A 25,559-nucleotide genomic window follows, 5' to 3' on the forward strand; every position below is an offset into this window, starting at 1 on the left:
GCCACAAGCTTGAGGGTCTAGAGGGATATTTGAATGTCCCACTGTCGCCCTTTTGGGTGGGCCCGAATCCCCGTCGCTTTAGCCCTGGGGAGGTTCAAACCACAGCCTCTACCGAGTTACTGAGAGTCGGGTTTTTGAAGGTTGGTCGATCGAATCCAAGCACCCCTAAAAGAGCCCTCTGGCGGTAGAGGCAAAAATATGAAATACTGGGGGGATGGAGTTTTCTGAAGTTTAATCTATTGCCTCAGTTAGCTCCATATTGCTAAAATGTGATATTTAGATTAACTTCTTTCTACAATTATTAGGTCTAAGTTCTATGACAAACTTAATGAACCGCCTTTCTATTTTTGTGGACGGGAACAATATGTTCTACGCTCAACAAAAGAACGGCTGGTTTTTTGATCCACGCAGGGTGCTCGAATATTTCAAAACTTCGCAGCCAAATGTCATCTTGATCAATGCTTTCTGGTATACGGGTTTGAAAGACCCCCAAGATCAAAGGGGATTTCGAGATGCTTTGATCAGTCTGGGTTACACGGTTCGCACTAAGATTCTTAAGGAATATTACGATGATGCTTCGGGCCGATATTCTCAAAAGGCTAATTTAGACATAGAAATTGTGGTTGATATGTTTAATACGGTGGATCAGTACGACCAAGTTGTGCTATTTAGCGGGGATGGGGATTTTGAGAGGGCGATCGAGCTATTGCGATCGAAAAATACTCACATTACTGTGGTATCTACCGAAGGAATGATTGCTAGAGAATTGCGAAATGCTACTGATAGGTATATAGACCTAAATGAAATTCGGGAACATATTGAGAAAATGGATTATTAGTCAGTTGACAGTTGACAGTTGACAGTTGACAGTTGACAGTTGACACCCGAACCAGTCCGATTTCATTAATCATTAGTTATTGGTCATCAGTCATTAGTCAGGCGTTATGGGTTATTGATTATTAATTATTCGTTATGGGCGCGAAACACCAGACTGGTGACTGGCACTAATTGCCCAGAATAGGGGACAAGTAAAAATCAGGACAACACTTTTTTAGAGCTATGAAAACTCAACCAAGTCAAGACCGGATTATTATTTTTGATACGACTTTGCGGGACGGAGAACAATCTCCGGGGGCATCTTTGAATGGGGACGAAAAGCTAACTATTGCCCGTCAGTTAGCGCGATTGGGCGTGGATGTGATTGAAGCAGGTTTCCCTTTCACTAGCACGGGAGATTTTGAGGCTGTCCAAAAAATAGCTCGGACTGTTGGGACGGAAGATGGGCCGACAATTTGCGGTTTGGCAAGGGCGCGCAAGCCGGATATTAAAACAGCAGCCGAGGCGATTAAACCAGCGGTAAATTCGCGAATTCATACGTTTCTGGCTACGTCTGATATTCACTTGGAATATAAGCTGAAAAAGACGCGGGCTGAGGTTCTGGAAATTGTGCCGGAAATGGTGGATTATGCTAAGTCTTTTGTGGATGATGTGGAGTTTTCGCCGGAGGATGCTTGTCGTTCCGATCGCGAATTTTTGTATCAGGTTCTAGAAAGGGCGATCGAGGCCGGGGCGACTACTGTGAATATTCCCGATACTGTGGGCTACACAACTCCCAGCGAGTATGGGGATTTGATTCGGGGAATTAAGGAAAATGTGCCGAATATCGATCGGGCAATCATCTCGGTTCACGGTCACAATGACTTAGGATTGGCGGTTGCTAACTTTTTGGAAGCTGTAAAAAATGGCGCCAGACAGTTGGAATGCACGATTAACGGGATTGGGGAACGGGCGGGAAATGCGGCGCTGGAAGAGTTGGTAATGGCGCTTTACGTGCGACGCCAATATTTTAATCCATTCTTGGGACGGCCTGCGGATTCTGACGAACCGCTGACCAATATTGACTCGCGCCAAATCTACAAAACTTCGCGCTTGGTTTCCAATTTGACTGGGATGTTGGTGCAGCCAAATAAGGCGATTGTGGGAGCAAATGCTTTCGCCCACGAGTCGGGAATTCACCAAGACGGGGTGCTGAAAAATAAGCTGACATACGAGATTATGGACGCTGAGTCGATCGGCTTAACGGAAAATCAAATTATCTTGGGCAAATTATCCGGCCGCCACGCATTTCAAACTCGGTTGAAAGAGTTGGGTTTTGAAATGGCAGATGATGAGCTAAATAAGGCTTTTGTCAAGTTTAAAGATTTAGCCGACAAGAAAAAAGAGATTACCGATTGGGATTTGGAGGCGATCGCCAATAACGAAGTCCACCAAGCTCCCGAACTTTTCCGGTTAGAATTGGTACAGGTTTCCTGCGGGGACAAATCGCGGCCGACAGCCACGGTTACTGTGCGGAATCCGGCGGGCGAAGAATTGACCGATGCTGCGATCGGCACCGGCCCTGTAGATGCGATTTACAGGGCGATTAACCGCGTGGTAAACGTACCAAACGAGTTGATCGAGTTTTCTGTACAATCGGTAACAGCGGGCATAGATGCGATCGGCGAAGTAACAATTCGCTTGCGCCACGAAGGGAAAGTATTTTCTGGACACTCAGCCAATACTGACATCATCGTCGCCTCCGCCGAAGCATACATCAGCGCCTTAAATCGGCTGTACGTGTCATTGCAGCCTAATCCTGAAAAATCCTCCGAACAGCCAACTGCGATCGCAAATCAAGTTGTCGCCGAAGCACAGCGCTGATAAATTGATTCTCAGCCATCCTTGCTAAAATACACCGCAGGCGAACGCCCATCGAAGCAGATAAATCTCAATAAATCTGCGTTAATCCGCGTTCATCTGCGGTTTCATTTTTTTTTACCAACAACAAACATTAAAAAAATGCAAGACGAAACTTTAAAAAAAGAGCGACAATTCCACGATGCTTGGGCATCCACAATCGATGTTGACGGCATCCGTGTCAACGATTACTTTGAAGCTTGCACCGCCCCAGAAAATAGATTCATCGTCCAGCACATGGGCGATGTCACGGGTAAACGCCTCTTGGATTTAGGCTGTGGCGCCGGAGAAAATAGCATTTATTTTGCGAAGAAAGGTGCACATTGTGTGGCGGCTGATTATTCTGAGGGCATGGTGGAAGTGGCCATGAAATTGGCAGAGATAAATGGCGTAACAATCGAAGGTTGTACGGTGAATGCCATGGCGCTGGATTTCCCAGACAACAGTTTTGATATTGTTTACGCTTCCAATTTGTTGCACCATTTGCCGGAACCAGAAAAAGCGATTCGCGAAATGTACCGCGTCCTGAAACCGGGCGGCAAAGCTTGTTTTTGGGACCCGATGAAGCACAATCCGGTGATTAATGTTTACCGCAGAATGGCGACCGAGGTGCGGACTGAGGATGAAACTCCTTTGGACATTAATATTGTCAAACTTGTCAAGTCTTTGTTTTCGGAGACGGCTTACGATACGTTTTGGTTGACATCGTTGTGGATCTTTTTGCGCTTTTATTTAATCGAAAAAGTGCATCCGAATGATGAGCGTTATTGGAAGAAGATTATTATCGAACAAGAGAGATTGAAGCCGGAATATTCTCGTTTGGAAGGGTTGGATGGGTTTTTGAAGAAGTTGCCTTTGATGAAGCGGTTGGCTTGGAATTTGGCTGTGGTGGCCACGAAGTAATACCAATTTAATGTGAAGTTGCATATATCTCGATCCCCCTAAATCCCCCTTAAGAAGGGGGACTTTGAGCGCTTCCTGTCCCACCCTACAACCAGGGGGGCTAGGGGGGATCGGAATTCTATGCAGCCTCATAAAAAACTGGTATAAGATGATTTTAGTGGTAGGGTGCGTCAGTTTTGAGATGATAAATCACCACCGAAAGTATGATTCTGACGCACCATTGGCGATCGGGTGCGTCAGTTTTGAGATTGTTTATTTGTAGCAAAAATAATCGTAGCTGACGCACCCTACTTCAAGCTATAAAAGAAGTACAATAAGTCTAAGCATTTAATTTAGAGGCTAATTATGCCAGAAACTATTACTGCTGTCTACGAAAACGGGGTTTTTCGTCCCCTGAGTTCGGTGTCTTTCCAAGATGGGGCAACTGTGCGGATTCAACTCTGGCCTGACGATCCCAAAAAGCAGGCAGAATTGGCAATCCAGTTTTTAGTCGATCGAGGATTCGTGACTCCATTACCTAACACTCCCCAGAATTTCGAGGCTGTAACTGATGATGATGTCTATGAATTGGCTCAAAAATTAGGCGCAAAACCGGGAAAGCCTCTGTCTGAAATGATTATCGAGGATCGCGGCCCGTGGTAAACATTTATTTTTTGGATAGCAGCGCCCTCATCAAAAGATATGTGGTTGAAATTGGCAGCCCTTGGATCAAGACTCTCACGGATTCCCAGACAGGTAACTCACTGCTACTGGTGCGAATCACCTGGGTGGAAGTTCTGAGTGCTTTTGCCCGCAGACAGCGTGAAGGTGGTATAAATGCTGCGGAAGTTGCTGCACTTATTCAAAATTTTAGATCGGAATTTAATAGTCGCTATAGAGTTATTGAAGTTGATGAGGCACTGGCTGAAAGGGCGGGTGAACTGATTGTTCAATATCCACTGCGGGCTTATGATGCTGTGCAATTGGCGGCTGCTTTGCGGGTTCAATCTGTTTTAACATCAATCCCAGACACTCAAGTAATTTTTGTTTCGGCTGACAACAGACTGCTGAATATTGCTCAGTCTGCCGGATTGGCGATCGACAATCCTAATAATTATCCATAATCAAACGGTTGGTAGTGAGGAATGCGAGTCCTCCGATAGATGCGGACTGAAGTCCTCACTACGAACCTGATGCGGACTGAAGTCCTCATTACAAACCTGGTTATCTAGAGGATTTCTTTCAAGGTTTTAAGTAATATTTGATTCTGTTCTTCTGTACCTATACTAATTCGCAATTTATCGTCCAATCGCGGCTGATTGAAGTATCGAATCAATATTCCCCGTTCTTTGAGTGTTTGATAAATTCTTTTTGCATCGCCGTTGGGCGGCCTGACCAACAAAAAGTTGGTTTGCGATCGCCAAACTTCAAAGCCTAAGTCCTGGAAACTAACGGCTAGTTTTGCTCTGGAAGCCTTGATTTTGTCGGCGTTGGCTGTTTTGTGGTCTGAATCTGCGATCGCACTCGCCGCCACCGCATAGGCTATAGCATCAACATTGTAGCTGTCTTTGATTTTATTTAATTCAGCCAACAGTGCCGGATTTGCGATCGCAAAACCCAATCTCAATCCTGCTAGCGAATAACCTTTGGAAAGCGTTCTCAAAACTATAACATTACTGTAGTTTTTTGTCAACTCCAAAGCATTGTTTTCGGCAAAATCTACATAAGCTTCATCGATGACCAGAATGCCAGATAATTCTTGAGCAAGTTTCTCCAAATCTGCCACAGATATCGCTGTTCCCGAGGGACTATTTGGCGAAGCTACAAATGTCACAGAACCTTTAGCTGCTATTAGCAAATCGACGGGTAATTTGTAGTCGTCTGGATAGGCAACTTCGACAAATTCTGCATCCTGAATTTCTGCCAGCGTGCGGTACAATACATAGGTAGGTGAGGGACAAACAACGGGTTTGCCAGCTTCGCCCACAGCACGAACTATCAAGTTTAATAAATCATCGCTGCCGTTACCTACCAAAATCCAATCGTCAGGAACCCCCAAAGCTTTACTAGCGGCGATGCGAAAAATTTTGCCAGTTGGATCTGGATAGCGCCGCAGCATTTCTGGGTCTATTTCTTGAAGCACTTTTAAGGCTTTGGGAGAAGGCGGATAGGGATTTTCATTAGAATTTAGTTTAATAATTTTTGTGCCTAGCGGTGGCTGTTCTCCCGGTACGTAACCGGACATTTCGTGGATGCTTTGGCGAAAATAATTCATCTATTAATTGAGTTTTGTGGAACAGGCAATGAGTTTTGTGGAACGGGCATCTTGCCCGTTCTCGATCGTGGTGCAAGATATCAAGTGATACAAATTATATCAAACAATTAGTGACAATCCGAGTTACACCCAAATCAATTAACTTTTGCATATGTGCGCGATCGTCCACCGTCCACGCTACAATGTCAACTCCTTGATTGCGGGTTTCTGGAATTAGTGCGGGGTTTTCCAATAAAACACGATACAGGCTGGTAATCAAGTTATCGCGATGGGCGACAGCTTGAGACAATTGAGTTTTATATGCTTCTAGATTAGCAACGATGTGTCCGATCGCCAAATCGCCATTTAGCCGCCGCACTTGTCCGAGAAATTTCTCGCTAAACGAGGTAATAACGCATTTTTCTTGAATTCCTGCACGGTGCAAAGTATTGACAAACTCCGCAACTTCTGTATCCGACCATTCGCAGTGAGGCTTGACATCAAAATAGAGAAATTTGTCAACATTCTTGAGGATAGCTAAGGCTTCTTTGAAGGTGGGGATTTTTTCCCGTGAAAATTCATCGCTGAACCATTTACCAGCATTGAGTTTCTGCAAGTCTGACAGGTTTGTTTCCCTGACTTTACCAGAAACTCCGGTGATTCTATCCAGCGTGGCGTCGTGGAAAACCACGGGCACACCGTCAGCCGATAGCTGGATGTCAAACTCGATCGAATCGGCTTTGCGGGCGATCGCCCTGGAAAATGCTGCTAAAGTGTTCTCAGGGGCGATCGCCGAAAATCCCCGATGTGCAATAATTTCTAAATTCACAGTGTTGCGCCCTCTAAAAAATCTGCCACGGTTTGATTAAAAGTATCCGGTTGAGTCAAAAAACACCAGTGATTCCCCGGTACTTTGACAATTGTCAGATTTTGCAAGTATGTTTTGTAGGGCTGCATTTGCCAATCCATGCGATTTACGCCTGTTTCCGGCTGTACAAACAAAGTAGGAATATCAATATTTTCCGTTAAACCGGCAACTTCCATCACTTCGGTAAATATCTGATTTCTGGCGGGAATCACAAATTTACTTCCCCAACTTCCATCTAATTTTTGTTCGATTTGGTTTTGGAAGATCATTTGTTGCACTTCACTCCAACCTGCGTATTCTCCCGATTGTTTGGCGGCTGCTTCGGCTTGGGCTAAAGTTGCAAACGGGCCCATACATTTGAGACAGTCTAATTTGCGGTAAACTATTGGTAGACTGAGTTTCATCACAGCGGGCAGTTTGCTGATGAAGATTGGGTCTACTAAAATCATACTCGAAATGCGATCGCCATTTTGCCGCGCCCAAATTAATGTTAGTTTTCCCGTCCAAGAATGTCCGACAATGTGGGCATTTTGCCAGTTGAGGTGTGCCATCAAAGCTTCCAAATCTGCGATCGCCCTTGCAAAAGTATAGCCGGTTTCCGGTTTGTCACTCTCTCCGTGGCCGCGCATATCTGGCGCTACAATATGATAGCGGTTCGACAAGTAATTGCCCAAGCTCGTCCAGACACACCCACTATCTGCTAAACCGTGCAACAGTAGCAAACGCGGAACTTTTTCTGTCCCTGTTTGTGAGTTCCATTCTAGATAAGAAAGTTCGATATCTGGTAATTTTAAACTGTGGCGTGCAGGCATATAGAATAAGTTGAAAAACCCATTTTTTGACTAATTTCAGGAATTTAACGGAGACAAAACGCGAGGGTGCATCTGGTTTTTGAAGAGGGCGAAGCATGACCGCATATAAGTTATTAGTTATCATATCATATTGACTGCGGTCATGCTTCGCCCCTACACAAATATTTGCTCGTGCACAGATGCACCCAAACGCGATATCATATCTAAAAAGAAACCCCATAATTAAAATAGGTTCGTAGTGAGGACTTTAGTCCGCATCCATTACGCGATCTCATATCCGAACAAAAACCCCATAATTAAAATAGGTTCGTAGTGAGGACTTTAGTCCGCATTCATCCGAGGACTAAAGTCCTCACTACGAACCTTTTGATTGTGACTCATTGACCGGACATAATATTCTGACACCAAACATCATCCTAAATTTTACCTTTTAAACTCAACAAAATAAACTGAGTTTTCTGAGCTTCCTCAAAATTATCATCGCTCACCAAAACCACACTTTGGCTACCATCTGGCAAACGCGGGCCGAGAGTCATTCCCTCTAAATTGTACAGCGGAATTCCGAGTTCATTCAAGTCTAATAGTAACTTTTTCCTCACAGGTTCAACCATTCCTAGTTGCCCCTTAAAACTTTCGATTCTAGAAGTATCTGTCGCCGCCCCAACAGCTACTTGATAAATTTTAGCACCGTATCCCGATATCCCAAAGGAACGCTCTAAACTCAAAAATTGACCTCCACCAATCGTTACCAATTCTGTTAATCCGTTCAAAACAGTCATCGGAACTTCGTCTAGCTGGTAAAGATTTTCCGAGACTAATTGCGGAGTTTTATCGACGATGATATAATGTAAAAGACGGAGTTTGCTTGCCTGTTCTGGGTCTAAATCTTGAATTAACGGCGCTGCTGTCGCTGCAAACAACCTAAACGGATCTAAACCGCCCGGACTAAAGGTTTCTGGGTCGATACTCAAGGATTCAAAACCTAAACTTTTCTGGACTCCTTGCTGTTGTTGTTCATCGTTGGTATCGGGGATGTAACGCTTGGGAATTGGCAAATTTCCTCGCAATTTCCCGGTAGTGAGGTCAAATTCTCCGACAAAAGGAGGGCTGGCTTCGCTGGCGACAAATACTGAATTCCGTGGAGACAGGGCGATACCTTCGGGATTGATGGAACCCCAAAGGAAGGTTTCACCGTCTGCTTTTTTGAGGGATGTAACGCCTTCAACAGAAACTTTTTCGAGGCTAATATTGGCTGGATCGCTGGATTTAAGATCGAGTCGGAGACTGTAAAATCTGGCTTCTCCGTTTTCGCTTTTGTCGTCGGAAAGGGCGTAAAAACGATAAGCCTTGGAAGTAACACCACTAATACCTTTGGCGTCGTAGGTGATGCCTGATAAACCGCCGACTGGCGATCCTTCAAAGTTGATTTTTGGCAATTGGTACTCGCCCAAAAAGCCTAGGGATATTTCAGGAAAAGAGCGATCTCTAGCAACGGCGGGAGGGGCCGCGCAAGCTGTGCATACAGTTAGGAAAATTAGAGCTAAACTGAATAGGCGCAAAATGCGTTGGCGAAGCCCGCCCCTACGGGGGCTACGCCAACGAAGAGGATCGCCCAAAGCCTGTAAATTCCAATAATTGCTCAGTGCGGTAAGTTTTATTTTGTTGCTATTGTTGAACAGTTGGCTTGTGTGCCATCTTTGTGACATAATTTATACCGTTTTGTAAGTATGCAAAACTTGATGTTTCGTGCAGGGCTGCCGAATGGTGGCAACCAAATTTTAAGAATGAGAAATTCTTTGCCAATTGGGTGCTTGCTTTTCTGGCTGTGTACTGGTTCAATTGCTAGCGCCCAAACTAATCCACCACCCCTCGATCAATTTTCTCCTAATCCTCTAGAACTTACCACACCCGATCCCCTAAAACCCGCTACTGAATCTTTGAGTAGCACTCAGCGGGAGGATCTGAGTGCAGCTTTGGAAAAGCTAAGCTTAGAAGCAGCGGCTAAACTGCAAGCTGGAGATGGGGCTGGTGCTTTTGATATTTGGTTTCGAGAATTGCGACTGCGCCGATATCTTGGCCCGGCGGCGGAAATTGCTGCTTTGAGTCGGGTGGGAAGTGTGGCTTGGAGTAGCAATAAAAACCTGGAACTTCAGCTTATTACTAAACGGCTGCAAGCAATTCACAAACAAGTTAAATCGCAAGTGCCGGTAAATACTGAGTTGCTTCCGGTTTTGGCTGCGGCTTTTGGGCAGGTGCGCGCTAAAGGCCCGATCGTAGAAGTTTACCAACAAATCCTCGAAAATGCGCGCCAAAATCAAGATATATTGGCTCAGGGTCAGACTTTAAAGGCGATCGCACTTGTTCACATCAATTGGCTGAGTTACGATAAAGCGGCTCCCGTGTATGAGGAATTGGCAACTTTAATTCAGGAAAACCGTGCTGTATTTGCTGCTAATGCTGCTGTACCAAATTCTGCTGTAACGGCGGGAAATGGCGCGCCACCACAGCCTGTAACTCCTCCGACTGAGGTGGATACTCTGAGACAGTTAGCCTACGTTTACCAACAGTCGAAACAGCCCCTAAAGGCGATCGCAGCCCGGGAAAAACTAGCATCTGTGTATGTCAACCTGCAAAACCCGGCTGCGATACCACCGCTCAAAATTGCGATCGGCACCGATTACCAAACTATAGGTCAAATCAACTTAGCAGCTCAATACTATCAGGAAGCCTACAATTTAGCCGTCCCCATTCAACAGTACGCCCAAGCTAGCGAAGCTTTGGATAAATTAGCACTGCTTTATCGATCGCAAAAACAGCTAGAACCGACTGTGCGAATCTATCAAATGCAGTTGTTGTTGGAAGAACGGGCTTACAATTGGTACGGATTGATGAGTGCTTACGACAATCTCGGTCAAGTTTATCAGGAAATGAAGGATTACAAGAAAGCATTGGAAGCTTATCAGAAGGGGTTGGAAGTGGCTAAAAGATTGGGACACAGAAAAGAGTATTTTGACAAGAAGATTATTAAGGTTAACAAGCAATTGCAACGGACTTCGTAGTTGTCCGCAGACAATAATGCTAATTTGTGATTGTGATGCGAGTAATTTAGGGAACATCTCAGTTTGGTATTTATAGTGCTGTCCCCGATCGCGTATTGTACAATACGCGAGCAGGACAGCACTCAAAGAAAAATGCTTTTTACAAAAATCAGATTCTTCCTACGAAGATACTGCGGACTTGTAAGTTTCTCGAAAAATAGAATAATACAATACATCAATTTCGTAATAACGAGCATTTTTTTCATATTTCATGCCAACTTTCTGTATCACCCGCTGGGAGGCGATATTTTCCGGGCGGGCGATCGCAACTATTCTCTCCAACTTTAATATGTTAAATCCATAGTTTAGACTAGCAAAAGATGCTTCTGTCGCCAATCCTTGATTCCAATAAACTTTATCAAACGCATAACCAAGTTCCACTTCCGGTGTTTTGTCCAGAAAAGCAAGTCCGCAGCGGCCAATCATTTTACAATCTATTTTATGTACTACAGCCCACATTCCGAAGTTATTTTGTTCCCAACGTTGGAGCATAGCATGAATGGCGCTTTCTGTTGCTTCTCTAGTTCTAACTCCTGTCAAGTATTTCATTGTTTCCGCATCGCTGTAGATGCGGTACAGATCGTCTAAGTCGTCTGGCGTAAATTGTCTCAGATACAATCTGGCCGTTTCTATTTGTTGCATGATGGACAATCACTATTCTAGCAGGAAAATTGAAGGCATATCCTGGGAGTTCATCTCTATGAGTGCAAGGGCGAAGCATTTCGGCAAACAATTTGTTAGTCATAACCAGAGATTTATTGCCGAAATGCTTCGCCCCTACGAATATATTTGCATAAAGTGAGATGCACCCGAGGCTTGTAACAAATAGATGGGTAAAAGCAAGGTAACTCACACCCTACAAAACTACTTTACTCCTATCTTTGCTACTAGCGTTTTGCAGTTTTCAACTAAACGAATGAACTCTGCCCGATAGCCTTCCTTGTCTTCACCTTTCGCCTGACTTGCCAGTCTCAATACTTGATCGAAATTAGCTGCTCCCTTGTACTCAGAATCTCTCAAAACCATCCCGAAAGCAGCTACAGCAGCAGCAAATCTGAAGTTAGCAGAGGCATTTTCTAGTTTCACAGGTTTGTCGATTACTGACTGCGTAATTAACTGACTCACTGTCTCATTGGGGTTTTTGTAACGCAACTTTACCTGCATCAATTCATCAGTTTGAGAGGTAGAAGCAGTGGCTGGATTCGGTTGATATTTTAATGGATCGACCTCCGGCAATTTGACATCGCTGGCGACACCAACCGGAATAATTTCGTAAATTGCCGTTACCGAATGTCCCGCACCTAATTCACCTGCATCTTTTTTGTCATCGTTAAAGTCTTGATTTTGCAAAACTCTATTTTCGTAACCAACTAAACGGTAAGCTTGAACTTTAGCTGGATTGAACTCTACTTGAATTTTCACATCTTTGGCGATGGTAAATAGCGTGCCTCCCATTTGAGTGACTAGCACTTTTTTGGCTTCCAACAAACTGTCGATATAAGCATAATTGCCATTACCTTTATCGGCTAGCTGTTCCATTTTTGCATCTTGCAAATTGCCAGTACCAAATCCCAAGACGCTCAGAAAGACTCCTTGTTCTCGTTTTTCTTCAATCATCCGCACGAGTTCGCCATCGCTGGAAACGCCAACATTAAAATCGCCGTCCGTTGCCAGAATAACGCGGTTGTTTCCTTGTTTAATAAAGTTGTCTTTAGCAACTTTGTAGGCTAGTTGAATGCCTGCTCCGCCTGCGGTAGAACCACCTGCTTCTAGCTTGTCAATGCTATCTAATATCTTTTCTTTTTGGTTGCCCGGTGTTGGAGGCAAGACTAACCCGGCGGCTCCGGCATAGACTACAATAGTGACGCTATCTTTGGCTCGCAATTCGCTGACGAGATATTTCAAAGATGCTTTGACTAACGGCAATTTGTCGGGCGAATTCATGGAACCGGAAACATCGATCAGAAATACGAGATTGTTCGGCGGTAAATTTTTGGTGGAAATGCTTTTTCCTTGCAAGCCAATGTGGACTAATTTGTGTTGGGGATTCCAGGGAGCATTGGCGACTTCTGTATTAATTGAAAAAGGTCGATCGCCCTTTGGCTGCGGATAGTCGTAGGTAAAGTAATTAATTAGTTCTTCGAGGCGCACTGCATCTTTGGGCGGCATCACGCCGCTGTTGATAAAGCGTCGGACATTGCTGTAGGATGCTGTATCGACATCGATGCCAAATGTGGAAAGCGGGTTGTTGCTAGCCCGCTGATAGGGGTTATCGTAAATGCGGTTGTATCCTTCGCGATCGAATTGTTGGGTTTGGGCGGGCAAGGCTGTGGTTGTAGGTGATGGTAGTGGAGTTACTGGCTGATTAATGCCGCCAAAATTTCTAGTTCTTAATAAATCTTGTCCTGTAAGATTGTTAGGAGCGCGATTGTCAAGGTTAAGTCTCACTCGCTGAGGGGCTGTTTGGGGAGAAGGCGCTGGTAAAGGTACAGAATTGGGTTCTGAAAGGGGGGGATTTCGATTTTGTTCCAATTCACCACTACGAGCTTCTAATGCGTCAACTCTACCCCGCAGCGTCGCTAATTCAGGGGCGAATTCAGTCTGTAAACGTTGGACTATGGCTAAATCTTCTGGGCCGACTTTTGGCGTACCTGCTGCGATCGCCCGATCGACGTTTACCAAACAACTATTTAAACTTACCGCAAACTCAGAGCGTTTTAAAGGTCGATCGCCTAAAGTAGTACCAACTGGGGCGACAATCGGGCAACTGTAGCGTTTTGCTAAGGATAGTAGTGCCTGAAAAGCCCAGCTACTCGGTGCAATGTCAGCCGATTGAGAGACATTTGTGGGAGTTGGTGCGTTGGTTTGGCGATCGACTTCCAGGGCGATCGCACTTTTAGGATTCATCCAGCAAAAAGTTAAAATTACTGGACTTAGCACCACTATTTGCAACAAAAGTTTACGCATAGATTTTTACTCCTGAGAATATTGCGATCGCGATATTGAATAACATACTACATCAGTTTCATAATAACGAGCGTTGTTTTCATATTTGAAACCAACTTTCTGCATCACCCGCTGGGAGGCGATATTTTGGGGGCGGGCGATCGCAACTATTCTCTCCAACTTTAATATTTCAAATTTTGTCTGGCTAAAAATATTTTAGTTGGGTTTCGTTTGAGGTAAAATATTAGAGTCTTGCGATCGCATAATATACTCGATCGCGACCGCAATCGTCAAAAATATGCTGGTATTTCATCCCCACTTTTTCCATTACCCGCCGCGAGGATCTGTTTTCGGTATCTGCAACTGCAACAACTTTGTCTAGTTTCAATACTTCAAATCCATACTTGAGCGTCGCCGCTGCAACTTCCGATGCTAAACCTTTCCCCCAGTATGCTTTTGCTAACACGTAACCGACTTCTACTTCAGGTGTTTTGCCTAAAAATCTCAGCCCCCCGTCGCCGATCAATTGGTTATTTTGTTTATTGACAACAGCCCACAAACCGAAACCATGTTTTTCCCAATCTCCGATTATCTGAAATAAATCTGCTGCTGTTTCTTCTTTATTTCTGACGCCTTCGCTCAGATACTTCATCACTTCCGCATCGCTGTAGATGCGGTACAGCTCATCTAAATCGTCTGGAGTAAATTGTCTCAGATACAATCTAGGTGTTTCTATCTGTCGGGACAAAGAATTTACTGTAGCTGTAGAAGATTCCATGATTTAACTGACTGTATTTGCTACAATTATTGCTTGGATATATTCTACAGGTTTTCTGCTTAAAGACCGATCGAACTTCCAGCGCCCACCCGCGCTACAAGCTGCGGAGCAAAAAAGCTCACTATCCTGAGCAAAAGCCCCCTAATTTACCAGCAGGCTCGCTTCTGCAATCTAAAATCTAAAATCTAAAATCTAAAATCGAATGACCATTTCCTCACCAGTAGCAGACACCGAAAACCAACCCCGCCGCGATACAGACTGGCGGTTATTCCTGAGGTTGGCATCTTACGCAACCCGCAGCAAACGCTTGCTGATTATTTCGATCGCACTATTAGTACCGCTAGCAGTCTCAGGAGCAATTCAACCGATTCTGATCGGACAGGCAATTTCGGTAATTCGAGCAGAACCTACCTATCAATTTTTACAGGGATTGCCTTTATCTACTGCATTAAATGTTTTGGCAGTCTTGCTGATGCTAACTATAACATTTAGATTGGGACTGCAATCAGTTCAAGGATATTTAGTCACAAAAGTAGGGCAAATTATTACTACTGATATTAGAAATGATTTGTTTGTACACGTCACCTCGCTAGCGGTGCGATTTTTCGATCGCACTCCAGTAGGCAGATTGATGACGCGCCTCACCAGTGACGTGGAAGCTTTGGGAGAGGTTTTTTCCTCAGGGGCGATCGGGATTGTCAGCGATTTATTTTCAATATTAGTAATTGCCATTTTCATGTTTACCATGCAATGGCAACTAGCTTTAATGTTGGTATTAATGATGATCCCAATTGCCGCCATAATCATTTATTTTCAGAACCAATTTCGCATAGCAAATTACACCACCAGAGAAGAACTTTCCGATCTCAACGCCCAACTGCAAGAAAACCTGACGGGTATTGGCGTAGTGCAGCTATTCCGCCGGGAAAGATTCAACTCAGAATTGTTTAACGTTACCAATAAATGCTACATTAAAGCAGTTGATAAAACTATCTTTTACGACTCAGCCGTATCTGCAACATTAGAATGGATTGCTTTAGTGGCGATTGCAGCCGTTTTGTGGATGGGCGGTCAAAGCCTTCTGCAAGGTACAATTAACTTTGGTACTCTGTCTGCATTCATTTTATTTGCTCAGCGTCTCTTCGATCCGCTGCGGCAATTTGCCGAGAAATTTACGGCTATTCAAGCAGGATTTACCGCAGTCGAACGGATTAGCGATATTCTCAACGAACCGATCGAAATTAAAGATCCAATTAGCGGGGCGAAGGAAGAAGGAAAATGGAAGAAGGAAGAAGGAAGAGGGAAGAAGCAAGAAGGAAGAGGGAAGAGGGAAGCAGGAAGAAGGGAATATTATTCGCCGTTGCTGATGGCCGGTCATCCAGAGGCACTTGCTTATAATTTATCTTCAAATGAGCCAGAATTGGTAGAAAGTAATCAAACTCCTGTAACTTCTGAATATCGCCTATCAGCTAACAATCAAAAATCCCTAGTTGCTCATGCCCAATCAAAGCAAGCTGCATCCGGAGAAATCCAATTTGACAATGTGTGGTTTGCTTACAAAGAAAACGAATATGTTCTGCAAGACCTCAATTTTACCATCAAATCCGGCGAAAAAGTAGCATTAGTTGGCCCTACTGGTGCAGGCAAAAGTTCGATCATCCGTCTCTTGTGCCGCCTTTACGAGCCCACCCGAGGACGGATTCTGATCGATGGTATAGATATTCGCGATTTACCTCAAGCAGAATTGCGGAGACACGTAGGTGTTATTATTCAAGATGGCTTTCTATTTGCTGGCGATGTGAAGAGCAATATTAGCCTTGGCGAAAGTTACTCGATGGAGGAGATTCGAGCAGCAGCAGAAAAGACGAATGTTGCTCGTTTAATTGAAGAATTACCTCAAGGTTATGACACGCAATTGCGGGAAAGGGGAACGAATCTTTCGGGGGGACAAAAGCAGTTGTTAGCGTTTGCTCGCGCCGCCATTCGCAACCCCAGTATTTTAGTGCTCGACGAGGCGACTGCTAGTTTGGATGTGGGAACGGAAGCTTTGATTCAAGAGGCTCTGGAGCGTTTGATGGCGGACAGAACGGCTATAATCATTGCTCACAGGCTCTCGACTATCCGAAATGTCGATCGCATTTTGGTGCTCAAACGCGGGCAGTTAGTAGAGTCTGGCAGCCACGAAGAGTTGTTGCAACAAGAAGGTTTGTATGCTAGTTTGTACAAGCTGCAAATGCTCGGAAGTTAGACAGTTGACGGTTGACGGTTGACAGTTGACAGTTGACAGTTGACAGTTGACAGTTGACAGTTGACAGAAGGAAGTAAGGAGAAAGGAATATTTTTCCTAAAGTCGGCAGATTTGCGGTTTTAGATTTTAGATGAGAGAACAAATCTGAAATCTAAAATCTGAAATCTAAAATCGGATTACCTGCCAAAAATTATTTTCCCAAGGGTTTGTGGCAGGTGAGTGATGTGTTGAAAAAGTTGATTTGGCCCGATACCAAACAATAACTGCATCGCCAGCACAATTGCTGCTAGAGCAATCGCTGTACCAACGCTGGCTTTCAATACTTTAAAAGCCCAATTAAATACCAGCCAAGAAACAAGTAAGGAAGCAATTAAGATAATTAACTCTATTGGCATATAACATTTTTAACTCTTATTTTTAATTCAAGCAATACTACCGCGCTTCCGGGTTTCCTTATTAGAAATACCGACATTTTTTAAACCTGCTTTAATCATTTGCTGCTCTAACAAAGCAAAAAAGCTACTTCGATCGCCTCCGGTGACTACTGCTTGGTTGTGGGCTTCTGCTAGCGTCACGGGATAGCCGCCGCCTTTGTGTACTTGAGCTAGCATCATTCCTAAGGCTAAATCTAGCTCTGTATTATCTTGTGCTACCCATTCGGGAACTTCTATTCTAGCAATTTCTGTGCCAACATGAACGTAACAAAAATAGATGGGATTAAGGCCGTACAAATCTAAAATTCGAGAGTGGGATTTCCACAACGGGCTTCTTTGTCCGGGTAGCAGGATTGTGGCCCACAAGACGGAATCTCGTAGGGGTTCAAATTCTTGACAAGGTGCTTTTTCATCGAAAGCACTGGTGGCAGAAAATCCGACGTTGGGGCAGTTTGTCATGCAGTCTGGTACTTCGTGGGTGCAAGCTTGAAACCGCAAAAAAGATAAGCTTTCGGTGCTGCGAGAAGCGCTCAAGTATCCTAATAGGGGAATTTTTGCTACGCGCAATTTGTCCCAAGCTTCTAAAATTGGTTGCAAAATTCGATCGCGCGCTTCGCTAGGTAATTGTTCCAAAAACCAGTAAATCAGGGAACCATCTACCATTGCCAAAGTTGGCGCGGGTAGTTGATTGTCGTTAAATTTTGCCCAATTGCAGCCCATTTCCGCGAGGGCGATGGCTTCGGAAACGGCGCGCCGGTATCCCATCCACTCTTCGGTTCTAATTCCCCACTGGCGCGAAGCATACAAGTCTTCGGGTTTGTAGAAAACTTCGGGCACGCTGTCTAATACTGGGTGGCGGCTTTGCCCGTAGTGCAGCATGACTGTACCGACGTTGATCAGGTAGCAGTAGGCGATTTCGTGATGGCTGGGCGAAATTTGCGATCCGTCTGTGGCGAAGACTGTGTGGGCGGCGGGCGGTGCGGTGATGTAGGTGCGATCGGACAATGGCTCGATCGGCGTGGCTGCATTGAATAAAGTGCGATCGCTCCAACTCTCTTGCAATTCTACCAATTTTTCTTGTCCCACTGCCGCCTGTTCCAGCAAATTCTGAGCCACTTGCAAACGCTGGCGAGCCGCCAAAGCCTCCACATTCAAATGCTGGCTCATTCCCTGCATTGCTTTGGCTGCTTTAGTTAAATCTAGCATTGGTTTTAAGTCTCAGATTGGTGCGATCGTTCGGAATGCAAGTCCTCGGGAAAAGAAGGACTAAAGTCCTCACTACGAACCTGGAAAGAAGGACTAAAGTCCTCACTACGAACCTGGAAAATAAGGACTAAAGTCCTCACTACGAACCTATTTTATTACAGTCACCGACAAAAAAAAATCGATTTTTTTTGTCGGTATGCTTGATTTTTTGGGGAATTCCTGTTATATTTATATCATAATGGGAATATGTTTAAAAATATTATTTTTGCAACCATCCCATTATATAAAAATACCATACCAGCGCCGCAAAAGTCAACAAAAAAAGTGTAAAATTTGGGGATTTTTTTTGACTCTGCTAAGCGAAAAAAAATCTCCCTCCCAACAAGTCTAAGATCAACATTCGTCAGGCAGCCAATCGACAAAATCTCCGGCAAACTGCGACAGAGAAAGCAATTGAACAGGTGGATTTTGAGCCACAGATTCCCGTTCTGTCAAAGTATTGTAACCCCAGTCAGCCAAAAACAACCTCACCTGAGATAAATCCGGCTGCTGCTTCACCGAGACCAAAGTTTTTAACCGATCTTCCACAAACCAAATAGTCGTATCTTTGCCAGAAGCTGCCAAAAATTCCCGCAATATTTGGTGTTTCGGCTTGTTGTATTCCTTGCCAAAAATTAACTCCGACGGCATTTGTACGCCCGCTAGCTGCAAGAGTTCCCGCACAAAACGGCCTTCCTTGGTGGTGACGATCGCGACTTTGACCGAACTATCCTGTAACGAGTGCAGGCGATCGGCTACTCCTGGATAAAAGCGGTGCAAAGACAGCCACCCAGCTAAATCCTCAGCAATCCAATTATCGCGCAGTCCGTCTAACATTGCGCCGACAGACTGGGCTTTTAAATTATTTTCGGTCAATAACTGCGGGACAATGTTTGGCCAGTCTAGCAAAATTTGCTCTTCGGTAATTCCTGTCAGCAGTGCGCGAATCAGCAGGGGCATTTCCCAACCGGTTTCGATGGCTGGCCGCACTCGGTAAAAACTCAAAGCTAAATCTGCATCGGGGACTATTTCGACTGGTTGCCAGATTTGGCAGTAGGTACGCCAAGCGGTTTGGAAATATTCGATTAGTCCGTCACAAATTACACCGTCAAAATCAAGGGCGAGAATTGTTGGAGAGTTATTAGTCATCAAGCGAGTTTAGATTTTAGATTTTAGATTTGGCTAAATAGTCTCGATTAAAAAGACTGAACTAGCGGTTTATAGGCAATCGATTCTAGTTTTTGGGAGTTCAACAATTGCGTCCACTCTGCTTTCAGCATCGGATCGTCAGGAGCTTGTCGCCGCATTTGGGCTAGGGTAGAAATAGTATCGTACCAAATCCCATTTTTAGCATAGGCGATCGCCAAGGCCATCCGATCGGGATTTGCCAAAGTTTCCTTAAGAGTTGGCTGTGGTTCAATACGCTGCACAAATCCTGTCACCAGATAATCCTCGGAATAATCTTGATTGCAAGGCACTGACAACGACCACTGATAGGGCTGGTTAAGTTGAAGAGATGTTTGGCCATCGCCTTTTTTAGGAATATTGATCTCAACTATCCCTGGTTTGTCAACCTTGAAAGTAGTTTGGTAAACCTCGTTATTTTTGCCATCGTAAGTTTGTAAAGCAAACTCGATTTCTTGAGTCGCAGCAGAAGAAATGTCAGCCAAAAATGTTGGCATTTCTGCTACGGTTAAACCAATATTGCTTTTAGGTATTAAAGGAATAATAGATACATCCTTCACACAACCTCCGCTTCGATGAGTCCCTGCTACTCTACTATTGGGTGCTGTAACATCTGGAGGTTTGAAATTAATATTCTGACTCAGGAGAATTTGTGCAGGCAGTGCCTGCATCGGTGGCAGTAAACTGGGGAGAGTAAGTGCGATCGCAAATACGGCGATCGCCAGTGCAACCCCACGTACAAAACGTTTCATTTTTTAACCAGATAGCAGGAAGGTTGGGGGTGCCATTTTTACTCATCCCTAGGAGTTTGAATCGCAGCGGGCGATCGGCTTAATTTGTCAATCTTCAGATTCTCATAAGAAGGACAAATTAAGCCTTGAGAAATCGGGACGCTTAAAGAGGCTGAACTAGGGGTTTATCGGCGACTGCTTCGAGTTTTTGGGACTTCAACAATTGCGTCCACTCAGTCTTCAGCCGCGCATCATCGGGTGCGACACTACGCATTTGGGCTAAAGTCGCCAGAGTCTCGTACCAAATGCCATTTTTAGCATAAGCGATCAGCTTCGCCCTCGGGTCGGGATTTGCCAAAGCGCTCTTGAGAGTTCCTTGCGGTTCAACTCGCTGCATCCATCCTTTAATAATATAATCTCCCGATCGTTCCTGAGGATCGCAAGCCAGTGCAAACGACCAGACATATCGCTTACCAACCTCAATATTTTTTGTCTTACCTTTGTCAGAAAGGCTAACTCCCACAATTCCAGCTTTGTCAACTTTTAAACTAGATTCGTAGACTACTTCGGATTCATCTTCGTTTAGCAAAACAAACTCTACTTGAGCCGCCGGTTGAGAAACATAGACAAAAAATGTTGGCGACTCTGTGAGGGTTAAGCCAATATTGCTTTCAGGTATTAAGGGAGTAATCGATAAACCATCCTGCAACTGACAGCCTCGATGCGCTCCCCCTTGGCGGTTCTCGGGGGCTGTGACCTCTGGGGGTGTGAAATTAACATTCTGACCCAGGGGAGTTGGTGCAGGGACAGCCTGCATCGGTGAAAACAAGCTGGGGACAGTAATTGCGATCGCCAATACAGCGATCGCCAGTGCAGTAAAATGTAGAAAACGTTTCATTTTTTTCACCAGATAGAATAAAATCAGGGTTCGGATTTTTACTCCAGACTAGGAGTAAGAATCGCAGCGGGCGATCGGTTTAATTTGTCAATCTTCACAGCCTCAGAAGAAGGACAAAAGAAAGCCTTGAGAAATAGGGAGGCTTAAAAAGACTGACCTAGCGGTTGATCGGCAACTGATTCGAGTTTTTGGGACTGCAACAATTGCTTCCACTCGGCCCTCAGACTCGCATCATTGGGTGATCCTCGCCGCATTTGGGCTAGAGTACCAATTGTATCGTACCAAATATTATTTTCAGCATAAGCGATAGCCCTAGCCATAGGGTCAGGATTTGCCAAATTTTTCTTGAGAGTTTCCTCGGGTTCAATGCGCTTCACAAACCCTTTAACAAAATAATTTCCCGACGGATCGTCATTGCAAGCCACGGAAAACGACCACTGATACCGCTGGTTAACCTCCAGAGTTTTTTTGCCCTCCCCTTTGTTGGGAATACTGACTTCTATTATCCCCGGTTTGTCAACTTTGAAAGTCGTTTTATAAGCATCGATTCCTTTTCCATCGTCAGCTTGCAATGTAAACTCCACTTGAGTCGAAGGGTGAGAAACATAGGCCAAGAATGTTGGCGATTCTGCTATGGTTAAACCATCATTGCTTTTAGGTATTAAAGGAACAATAGATAAATCCTGCGGACAAGCATTCCCTCGATGCGTCGCCGATTGCCTGTTGTCGGGGGCGTCTACATCGGGAGGTTTAAATTTAACATTCTGACTCAGCAGCATTGGTGCAGGCACTGCCTGCATCGGTGGCAGGAAACTGGGGACACTAAGTGCGATCGCACATACAGCGATCGCGAGTGCAGTAAAATGTAGAAAACGTTTCATTTTTTCACCAACCTTATAGATATATTATAGATCGCGTCTCTACTGTTAGTCTGGAGTTCTCAGCCCGGGCGCGATCCGGTCAAGTTTTGATTGTTCGCATCGCCATCAAAAGAAGGAAAAAAGTTCAATAAATAGCGATTTTTAAAGAGACTCAACCAGCGATTGACCTACCACTGATTCCAGTCCTTGGGACTGAAACAATTAGGTCTACTTGGCTCTGGGTCTCGCATATCTCGGTGTCTGTCGCCGCATTTGGGTTCAAGTAGCGAGAGTTTCGTACCAAATCTCATTTTTAGCATAAACTTCGAGCCACGTCATCGGGTCGGGATTTGCCAAATCGCTATTGAGAGTTGGCTGGGGTGCGATGCGCTGTACGAACCCTTTAACAACTGTATCTGCCATCTGCCGATCGAGCGTCTGGTTCGCAAATCATCGAAAACGATCGCACGTAACGCTTGCCAACTTCTAGTGATTTGTTGCTGTCCCCCGTAGCGAGAATGCTAATTTCAACAATCCCGGATTCATCAACTTTAAATGTTTTTTGGTACATAAATTTTTTCTCCCTGCTGGCGACCAATATTTTTGAGAAGCTAGTCTCACACCGCAGATACAGAATTTGAACCTTGACAAATCAATAACATTAATTAATTGGAGCTGCAACTGGATTCTGGGGACGGTAAATCCAGCGGTCGAGGTCGCGACTGTTATTCCATATACATTTCGCTGGTAGCGAAATGTAAAGTTTTGTTACAAATCGGTCGGAGTTTCCGGGTGTTCTAAGATGGAGGAAGTCTCGTGTAGGTGCCGACAAGCAACATAACTGCTGTTCGGTGAAACGAGTCAAAATTTTATATTGTGGCAATGACTAAAATATCTAACAAATTTCTATCTGACAAAATTCGTTCGGCAGCGGCTCAATTGAGTCAACTGTATAAACCATCACTAACAGTTGTTAGCTCTGTATTAATTGCCACCGCGGCAGTAACATTATCGTTGGTCGGGACTAGACACCTAGGAATACTGGAACCAGTAGAATTAAGCGCTTACGACCAAATGCTGAGATGGCGTCCCGACGAAAAGCCAGACCCGCGCTTGCTAATTGTGGGGATTACCGAAGCAGATATTCAGAAACTAAAGCAATGGCCGATATCCGATCGCAAAATAGCTGAAATATTACAAAAACTAGAAAAAATGCAGCCGACAGTCATCGGCTTAGACGTACTGCGAGATGTACCTTTAGGAGAGGGGCGTGAGGAATTAACTAAAGTTTTACAAAAAAGCGATCGAATTATCGGGGTATGTTTAGTCACCGACGGAGGCCCCGACACTCCCGGTTCTCCCCCTCCTCCGGGAATGTCAGCAAACCGGGTGGGATTTGCAGATTTTGGAATCGATCCGGGCGGCATACTCCGCAGGGCTTTATTATTTATGAAACCACCGATAATTAAGGGCGATAATTCGGTAGAAAAACATCTTTGCAATGACAATTCTCAAGTTTTAACTTCCTTCAACCTCCAGCTATCACTCCGCTACCTGCAAAAGTATAAAATTTTTCCCAGACTGGCAGCAGATCAATCTTTATGGCTGGGAAAAACCAAATTTAAAAAATTAAAAAGCAATGACGGAGGATATAGCAATGTCGATGCGAGGGGATATCAAATACTAATTAATTATCACTCCAGGAGCCAAGTCGCAAACAAAGTCACAATTACCGATGTTTTACAAGGGAAAGTCAGTCCGAATTTAGTTAAAGATAAAATAGTGCTGATCGGTTACACCACAGAAACCGTTAAAGATGTATTTTATACTCCTTACAGTGGGCAGCAGCAAAAAAACCAATTCATGCCGGGGATCGTGGTACACGCACAAGTAATTAGCCAAATTTTGAGTGCTGTTTTAGACAAGAGACCGATGTTTTGGTTTTGGCCGGAATGGGCAGAAATCCTGTGGATTGCAGGATGGTCAATTGTGGGAGGAACCATGGCATCGCGGATGGCTCACCCATGGAAGCTGGCGCTGACATTCGCAGCAATACTGTCGGGGTGTGGCGCGATCGGTTTTGGGATTTTTCTGTTGGGAGGGTGGGTGCCTGTAGCAGCGCCAGCCTTAGCATTAATTCTAACTGGTGGCAGCATTGTATCAGCAGACAGATTTAATAAATCGGCATACGGGAAAGCAATTACCGATCGCGTAAAACAAGTATTCAAAATCGAAATAGACCAAGCCCAAAAAGAACAACAAGTTGCAGACATTGTAGAATCAGATTTCTTTAAAGAATTGCAGCTCAAAAAAGATGAACTCAAAAGTAGCAAAAAAGATACCTCTGAAAAAACTCCGTCGGATCCCCAAGAAATAACGCTCGGTGCTGCGGCTCTTCCCCAGGCCCAAAGCGAGGCAGACGAATTCTTAGCTCAGTTGCAGCTAAAAGCCAAACAGCAGAAGCAGCGGGCCGCCGCGACTGCATCGGAAAGCGACTCAAAAACAGAAAGCGCGATCGATCCTGGCGCGAGTGCTAGTTCTGGCGAAACCCAACCTGATGAGGGGTTCAGCGATTTGCAAGCCAGGGCAAAGCAGATGCGGCAGCGCCGGAACGCAGACAAAAAGATCGAAGAGCAAGACTTAAGTGGCAAATAGTTTGCTAAACTTATCTAAAGTTGATTGCTGAGAGTCAGTTCCATGTTTGCCGTCAAGCGAGCGCTCAAATTGAATAATCAAGAAGCGACCTTGATGGCAAAACACGCAGGATTTCGGCGCGTGGTATTTAACATGGGTTTGAGCCTGCGAGTCCAAATGTACGGTGCAGGTGAGTTTTCCGACTCAAAGGTCATCAACGAAATCAAGAAAGTTCTCACTAACTACGTCAAGAAACAACCTGAATGTACTTGGATGAATCAGTTGTCTTCTCGTGTTTACCAAAACGCTTTGATTGACTTGAGTCATGCGTTTGGGAGGTATCGTTTGGGGAAAGCCGGTCATCCAAAATTTGTCAGCCGCCGTGACGGTCAATCATTCACGGTTGATTCGTCAAACGGCAAAGTTTTGTTAAGTGCAGGCAGGACTATTAAAATTCCCACACTGGGAACATTCCGATTGCACGAGCCACTCTCATGCAGTTTTGTTTCTCAGACTTTCACGCTCTCAAAAGAAGGAAATCGCTGGTTCGTCTCTTTCTGTGTTGATGCCCAACGTTTACCGATGCGACAAAGAGAAAGTTCTGTAGGAATTGACATAGGTGTCAAATCCTTCGCCACCCTGTCAAACAATCAAGTGTTTGATGCACCAAAACCCCTAAAACAAGCGAAAACCAAGCTGGCACGGTTACAGCGCCAAGCATCAAGGCAGGTGAAAGGTTCTAACAACCAACGCAAAACCTACGACAAAATCAGCCAAATTCACGCAAAAATTGCCTGCATTCGTAAAGACTTCCTTCACAAGTTGACGACTTACTTAGCCCAGACTTTCTTGCGAATTAAGATTGAAGACTTGAATGTCAGCGGAATGCTGGCAAATCACAAGCTGGCTGGGGCAATATCCGACTTAGGTTTTTACGAATTCAGGCGACA

Annotated in this window: 26 protein-coding genes; 10 read left to right on the forward strand and 16 right to left on the reverse strand. The window is 44.7% G+C overall.

What is annotated here, in order from left to right; all coding sequences use genetic code 11:
* The 6 genes from JGK36_RS23240 to JGK36_RS23265 form a co-directional block, all read left to right on the forward strand.
* A partial coding sequence (locus JGK36_RS23240) for a hypothetical protein (RefSeq protein ID WP_293180113.1) occupies positions 1–188 on the forward strand: 188 nt, incomplete at its 5' end.
* 128 nt (positions 189–316) lie between these two features.
* A complete protein-coding gene (locus JGK36_RS23245) occupies positions 317–838 on the forward strand; it encodes an NYN domain-containing protein (protein WP_006633075.1) in 522 nt (173 codons plus the stop codon).
* A 221-nt stretch (positions 839–1,059) separates the two neighbouring features.
* On the forward strand, positions 1,060–2,700 hold the full coding sequence (locus tag JGK36_RS23250; RefSeq protein WP_293180116.1) for a 2-isopropylmalate synthase: 1,641 nt from the start codon (positions 1,060–1,062) through the stop codon (positions 2,698–2,700).
* 138 nt (positions 2,701–2,838) lie between these two features.
* Entirely contained in the window at positions 2,839–3,639 is an 801-nt protein-coding gene (locus JGK36_RS23255; RefSeq protein WP_293180119.1) for a class I SAM-dependent methyltransferase, read from the forward strand.
* Positions 3,640–3,984: 345 nt separating this feature from the next.
* Positions 3,985–4,281, forward strand: coding sequence for an antitoxin family protein (locus tag JGK36_RS23260; RefSeq protein WP_293180122.1), 297 nt, complete (start codon positions 3,985–3,987; stop codon positions 4,279–4,281).
* On the forward strand, positions 4,275–4,742 hold the full coding sequence (locus JGK36_RS23265; RefSeq protein ID WP_293180125.1) for a type II toxin-antitoxin system VapC family toxin: 468 nt from the start codon (positions 4,275–4,277) through the stop codon (positions 4,740–4,742). The genes JGK36_RS23260 and JGK36_RS23265 overlap by 7 nt, the downstream gene beginning before the upstream one ends.
* A gap of 104 nt (positions 4,743–4,846) precedes the next feature.
* On the opposite strand, the gene hisC is transcribed toward JGK36_RS23265, so the two are convergent.
* The 4 genes from hisC to JGK36_RS23285 form a co-directional block, all read right to left on the reverse strand.
* A complete protein-coding gene (gene hisC, locus JGK36_RS23270) occupies positions 4,847–5,893 on the reverse strand; it encodes a histidinol-phosphate transaminase (protein WP_293180128.1) in 1,047 nt (348 codons plus the stop codon).
* A 94-nt stretch (positions 5,894–5,987) separates the two neighbouring features.
* Positions 5,988–6,701 carry a glycerophosphodiester phosphodiesterase family protein gene (locus tag JGK36_RS23275; RefSeq protein ID WP_293180131.1) on the reverse strand — a complete coding sequence of 238 codons (714 nt, stop codon included), beginning with the start codon at positions 6,699–6,701 and terminating at the stop codon, positions 5,988–5,990.
* Positions 6,698–7,552 carry an alpha/beta hydrolase gene (locus tag JGK36_RS23280; RefSeq protein ID WP_293198115.1) on the reverse strand — a complete coding sequence of 285 codons (855 nt, stop codon included), beginning with the start codon at positions 7,550–7,552 and terminating at the stop codon, positions 6,698–6,700. The genes JGK36_RS23275 and JGK36_RS23280 overlap by 4 nt, the downstream gene beginning before the upstream one ends.
* A 416-nt stretch (positions 7,553–7,968) precedes the next feature.
* Complete coding sequence (locus JGK36_RS23285; RefSeq protein ID WP_293180137.1) at positions 7,969–9,258, reverse strand: esterase-like activity of phytase family protein; 1,290 nt, start codon at positions 9,256–9,258, stop codon at positions 7,969–7,971.
* Between the two features lie 33 nt (positions 9,259–9,291).
* Here JGK36_RS23285 and JGK36_RS23290 point away from each other — a divergent pair, with 33 nt between their 5' ends.
* The gene (locus tag JGK36_RS23290) at positions 9,292–10,611 is read left to right on the forward strand and encodes a lipopolysaccharide assembly protein LapB (RefSeq protein ID WP_293198117.1); all 1,320 of its coding nucleotides are present in this window, start codon (positions 9,292–9,294) and stop codon (positions 10,609–10,611) included.
* 159 nt (positions 10,612–10,770) lie between these two features.
* Here the strand turns inward: JGK36_RS23290 and JGK36_RS23295 are convergent, their stop codons facing one another.
* The 4 genes from JGK36_RS23295 to JGK36_RS23310 form a co-directional block, all read right to left on the reverse strand.
* Positions 10,771–11,292 carry a GNAT family N-acetyltransferase gene (locus tag JGK36_RS23295; RefSeq protein WP_293198119.1) on the reverse strand — a complete coding sequence of 174 codons (522 nt, stop codon included), beginning with the start codon at positions 11,290–11,292 and terminating at the stop codon, positions 10,771–10,773.
* Positions 11,293–11,514: 222 nt separating this feature from the next.
* Complete coding sequence (locus JGK36_RS23300; protein ID WP_293198121.1) at positions 11,515–13,617, reverse strand: VWA domain-containing protein; 2,103 nt, start codon at positions 13,615–13,617, stop codon at positions 11,515–11,517.
* A 6-nt stretch (positions 13,618–13,623) separates the two neighbouring features.
* Positions 13,624–13,809, reverse strand: a complete 186-nt coding sequence (locus tag JGK36_RS23305) for a GNAT family protein (protein WP_363319739.1) — start codon at positions 13,807–13,809, stop codon at positions 13,624–13,626.
* A gap of 31 nt (positions 13,810–13,840) precedes the next feature.
* Entirely contained in the window at positions 13,841–14,374 is a 534-nt protein-coding gene (locus tag JGK36_RS23310) for a GNAT family N-acetyltransferase (RefSeq protein ID WP_293192851.1), read from the reverse strand.
* A 202-nt stretch (positions 14,375–14,576) separates the two neighbouring features.
* Here JGK36_RS23310 and JGK36_RS23315 point away from each other — a divergent pair, with 202 nt between their 5' ends.
* Entirely contained in the window at positions 14,577–16,622 is a 2,046-nt protein-coding gene (locus JGK36_RS23315) for an ABC transporter ATP-binding protein (protein WP_293180152.1), read from the forward strand.
* A 176-nt stretch (positions 16,623–16,798) separates the two neighbouring features.
* Here the strand turns inward: JGK36_RS23315 and JGK36_RS23320 are convergent, their stop codons facing one another.
* The 8 genes from JGK36_RS23320 to JGK36_RS23355 form a co-directional block, all read right to left on the reverse strand.
* Positions 16,799–17,017 (reverse strand): hypothetical protein, encoded by a 219-nt coding sequence (locus JGK36_RS23320; protein ID WP_293180155.1) that lies wholly within the window; start codon positions 17,015–17,017, stop codon positions 16,799–16,801.
* A gap of 27 nt (positions 17,018–17,044) precedes the next feature.
* Positions 17,045–18,262 carry a DNA double-strand break repair nuclease NurA gene (locus tag JGK36_RS23325; RefSeq protein WP_293198123.1) on the reverse strand — a complete coding sequence of 406 codons (1,218 nt, stop codon included), beginning with the start codon at positions 18,260–18,262 and terminating at the stop codon, positions 17,045–17,047.
* 393 nt (positions 18,263–18,655) lie between these two features.
* Positions 18,656–19,450 (reverse strand): HAD family hydrolase, encoded by a 795-nt coding sequence (locus tag JGK36_RS23330; RefSeq protein WP_293198125.1) that lies wholly within the window; start codon positions 19,448–19,450, stop codon positions 18,656–18,658.
* Positions 19,451–19,497: 47 nt separating this feature from the next.
* On the reverse strand, positions 19,498–20,238 hold the full coding sequence (locus JGK36_RS23335; RefSeq protein ID WP_293198127.1) for a DUF928 domain-containing protein: 741 nt from the start codon (positions 20,236–20,238) through the stop codon (positions 19,498–19,500).
* Positions 20,239–20,380: 142 nt separating this feature from the next.
* Complete coding sequence (locus tag JGK36_RS23340) at positions 20,381–21,115, reverse strand: DUF928 domain-containing protein (RefSeq protein WP_293192848.1); 735 nt, start codon at positions 21,113–21,115, stop codon at positions 20,381–20,383.
* A gap of 143 nt (positions 21,116–21,258) precedes the next feature.
* Positions 21,259–21,996, reverse strand: a complete 738-nt coding sequence (locus JGK36_RS23345) for a DUF928 domain-containing protein (protein WP_293192845.1) — start codon at positions 21,994–21,996, stop codon at positions 21,259–21,261.
* 258 nt (positions 21,997–22,254) lie between these two features.
* The gene (locus JGK36_RS23350; protein ID WP_293147648.1) at positions 22,255–22,398 is read right to left on the reverse strand and encodes a DUF928 domain-containing protein; all 144 of its coding nucleotides are present in this window, start codon (positions 22,396–22,398) and stop codon (positions 22,255–22,257) included.
* Entirely contained in the window at positions 22,379–22,546 is a 168-nt protein-coding gene (locus JGK36_RS23355) for a DUF928 domain-containing protein (RefSeq protein WP_293147650.1), read from the reverse strand. The genes JGK36_RS23350 and JGK36_RS23355 overlap by 20 nt, the downstream gene beginning before the upstream one ends.
* Positions 22,547–22,857: 311 nt before the next feature.
* On the opposite strand from JGK36_RS23355, the gene JGK36_RS23360 reads away from it, so the two are divergent.
* Both JGK36_RS23360 and JGK36_RS23365 read left to right on the forward strand, forming a co-directional pair.
* A complete protein-coding gene (locus JGK36_RS23360) occupies positions 22,858–24,630 on the forward strand; it encodes a CHASE2 domain-containing protein (RefSeq protein ID WP_293192843.1) in 1,773 nt (590 codons plus the stop codon).
* A 69-nt stretch (positions 24,631–24,699) separates the two neighbouring features.
* Positions 24,700–25,559: RNA-guided endonuclease TnpB family protein (locus tag JGK36_RS23365; RefSeq protein ID WP_293198129.1), on the forward strand; the 860-nt coding region annotated here is incomplete at its 3' end.

It is taken from the genome of Microcoleus sp. PH2017_35_SFW_U_B, from assembly GCF_020737865.1.
In the GTDB taxonomy this organism is placed as follows: domain Bacteria; phylum Cyanobacteriota; class Cyanobacteriia; order Cyanobacteriales; family Microcoleaceae; genus Microcoleus.

Bases quoted from the DNA above. Each gene is read 5' to 3' on its own strand.
- JGK36_RS23245 (WP_006633075.1), top strand. From the start codon at position 317: ATGACAAACTTAATGAACCGCCTTTCTATTTTTGTGGACGGGAACAAT.
- JGK36_RS23250 (WP_293180116.1), top strand. From the start codon at position 1,060: ATGAAAACTCAACCAAGTCAAGACCGGATTATTATTTTTGATACGACT.
- JGK36_RS23255 (WP_293180119.1), top strand. From the start codon at position 2,839: ATGCAAGACGAAACTTTAAAAAAAGAGCGACAATTCCACGATGCTTGG.
- JGK36_RS23260 (WP_293180122.1), top strand. From the start codon at position 3,985: ATGCCAGAAACTATTACTGCTGTCTACGAAAACGGGGTTTTTCGTCCC.
- hisC (WP_293180128.1), bottom strand. From the start codon at position 5,893: ATGAATTATTTTCGCCAAAGCATCCACGAAATGTCCGGTTACGTACCG.
- JGK36_RS23280 (WP_293198115.1), bottom strand. From the start codon at position 7,552: ATGCCTGCACGCCACAGTTTAAAATTACCAGATATCGAACTTTCTTAT.
- JGK36_RS23285 (WP_293180137.1), bottom strand. From the start codon at position 9,258: ATGTCACAAAGATGGCACACAAGCCAACTGTTCAACAATAGCAACAAA.
- JGK36_RS23290 (WP_293198117.1), top strand. From the start codon at position 9,292: ATGTTTCGTGCAGGGCTGCCGAATGGTGGCAACCAAATTTTAAGAATG.
- JGK36_RS23295 (WP_293198119.1), bottom strand. From the start codon at position 11,292: ATGCAACAAATAGAAACGGCCAGATTGTATCTGAGACAATTTACGCCA.
- JGK36_RS23300 (WP_293198121.1), bottom strand. From the start codon at position 13,617: ATGCGTAAACTTTTGTTGCAAATAGTGGTGCTAAGTCCAGTAATTTTA.
- JGK36_RS23310 (WP_293192851.1), bottom strand. From the start codon at position 14,374: ATGGAATCTTCTACAGCTACAGTAAATTCTTTGTCCCGACAGATAGAA.
- JGK36_RS23315 (WP_293180152.1), top strand. From the start codon at position 14,577: ATGACCATTTCCTCACCAGTAGCAGACACCGAAAACCAACCCCGCCGC.
- JGK36_RS23320 (WP_293180155.1), bottom strand. From the start codon at position 17,017: ATGCCAATAGAGTTAATTATCTTAATTGCTTCCTTACTTGTTTCTTGG.
- JGK36_RS23325 (WP_293198123.1), bottom strand. From the start codon at position 18,262: ATGCTAGATTTAACTAAAGCAGCCAAAGCAATGCAGGGAATGAGCCAG.
- JGK36_RS23330 (WP_293198125.1), bottom strand. From the start codon at position 19,450: ATGACTAATAACTCTCCAACAATTCTCGCCCTTGATTTTGACGGTGTA.
- JGK36_RS23335 (WP_293198127.1), bottom strand. From the start codon at position 20,238: ATGAAACGTTTTGTACGTGGGGTTGCACTGGCGATCGCCGTATTTGCG.
- JGK36_RS23340 (WP_293192848.1), bottom strand. From the start codon at position 21,115: ATGAAACGTTTTCTACATTTTACTGCACTGGCGATCGCTGTATTGGCG.
- JGK36_RS23345 (WP_293192845.1), bottom strand. From the start codon at position 21,996: ATGAAACGTTTTCTACATTTTACTGCACTCGCGATCGCTGTATGTGCG.
- JGK36_RS23350 (WP_293147648.1), bottom strand. From the start codon at position 22,398: ATGGCAGATACAGTTGTTAAAGGGTTCGTACAGCGCATCGCACCCCAG.
- JGK36_RS23355 (WP_293147650.1), bottom strand. From the start codon at position 22,546: ATGTACCAAAAAACATTTAAAGTTGATGAATCCGGGATTGTTGAAATT.
- JGK36_RS23360 (WP_293192843.1), top strand. From the start codon at position 22,858: ATGACTAAAATATCTAACAAATTTCTATCTGACAAAATTCGTTCGGCA.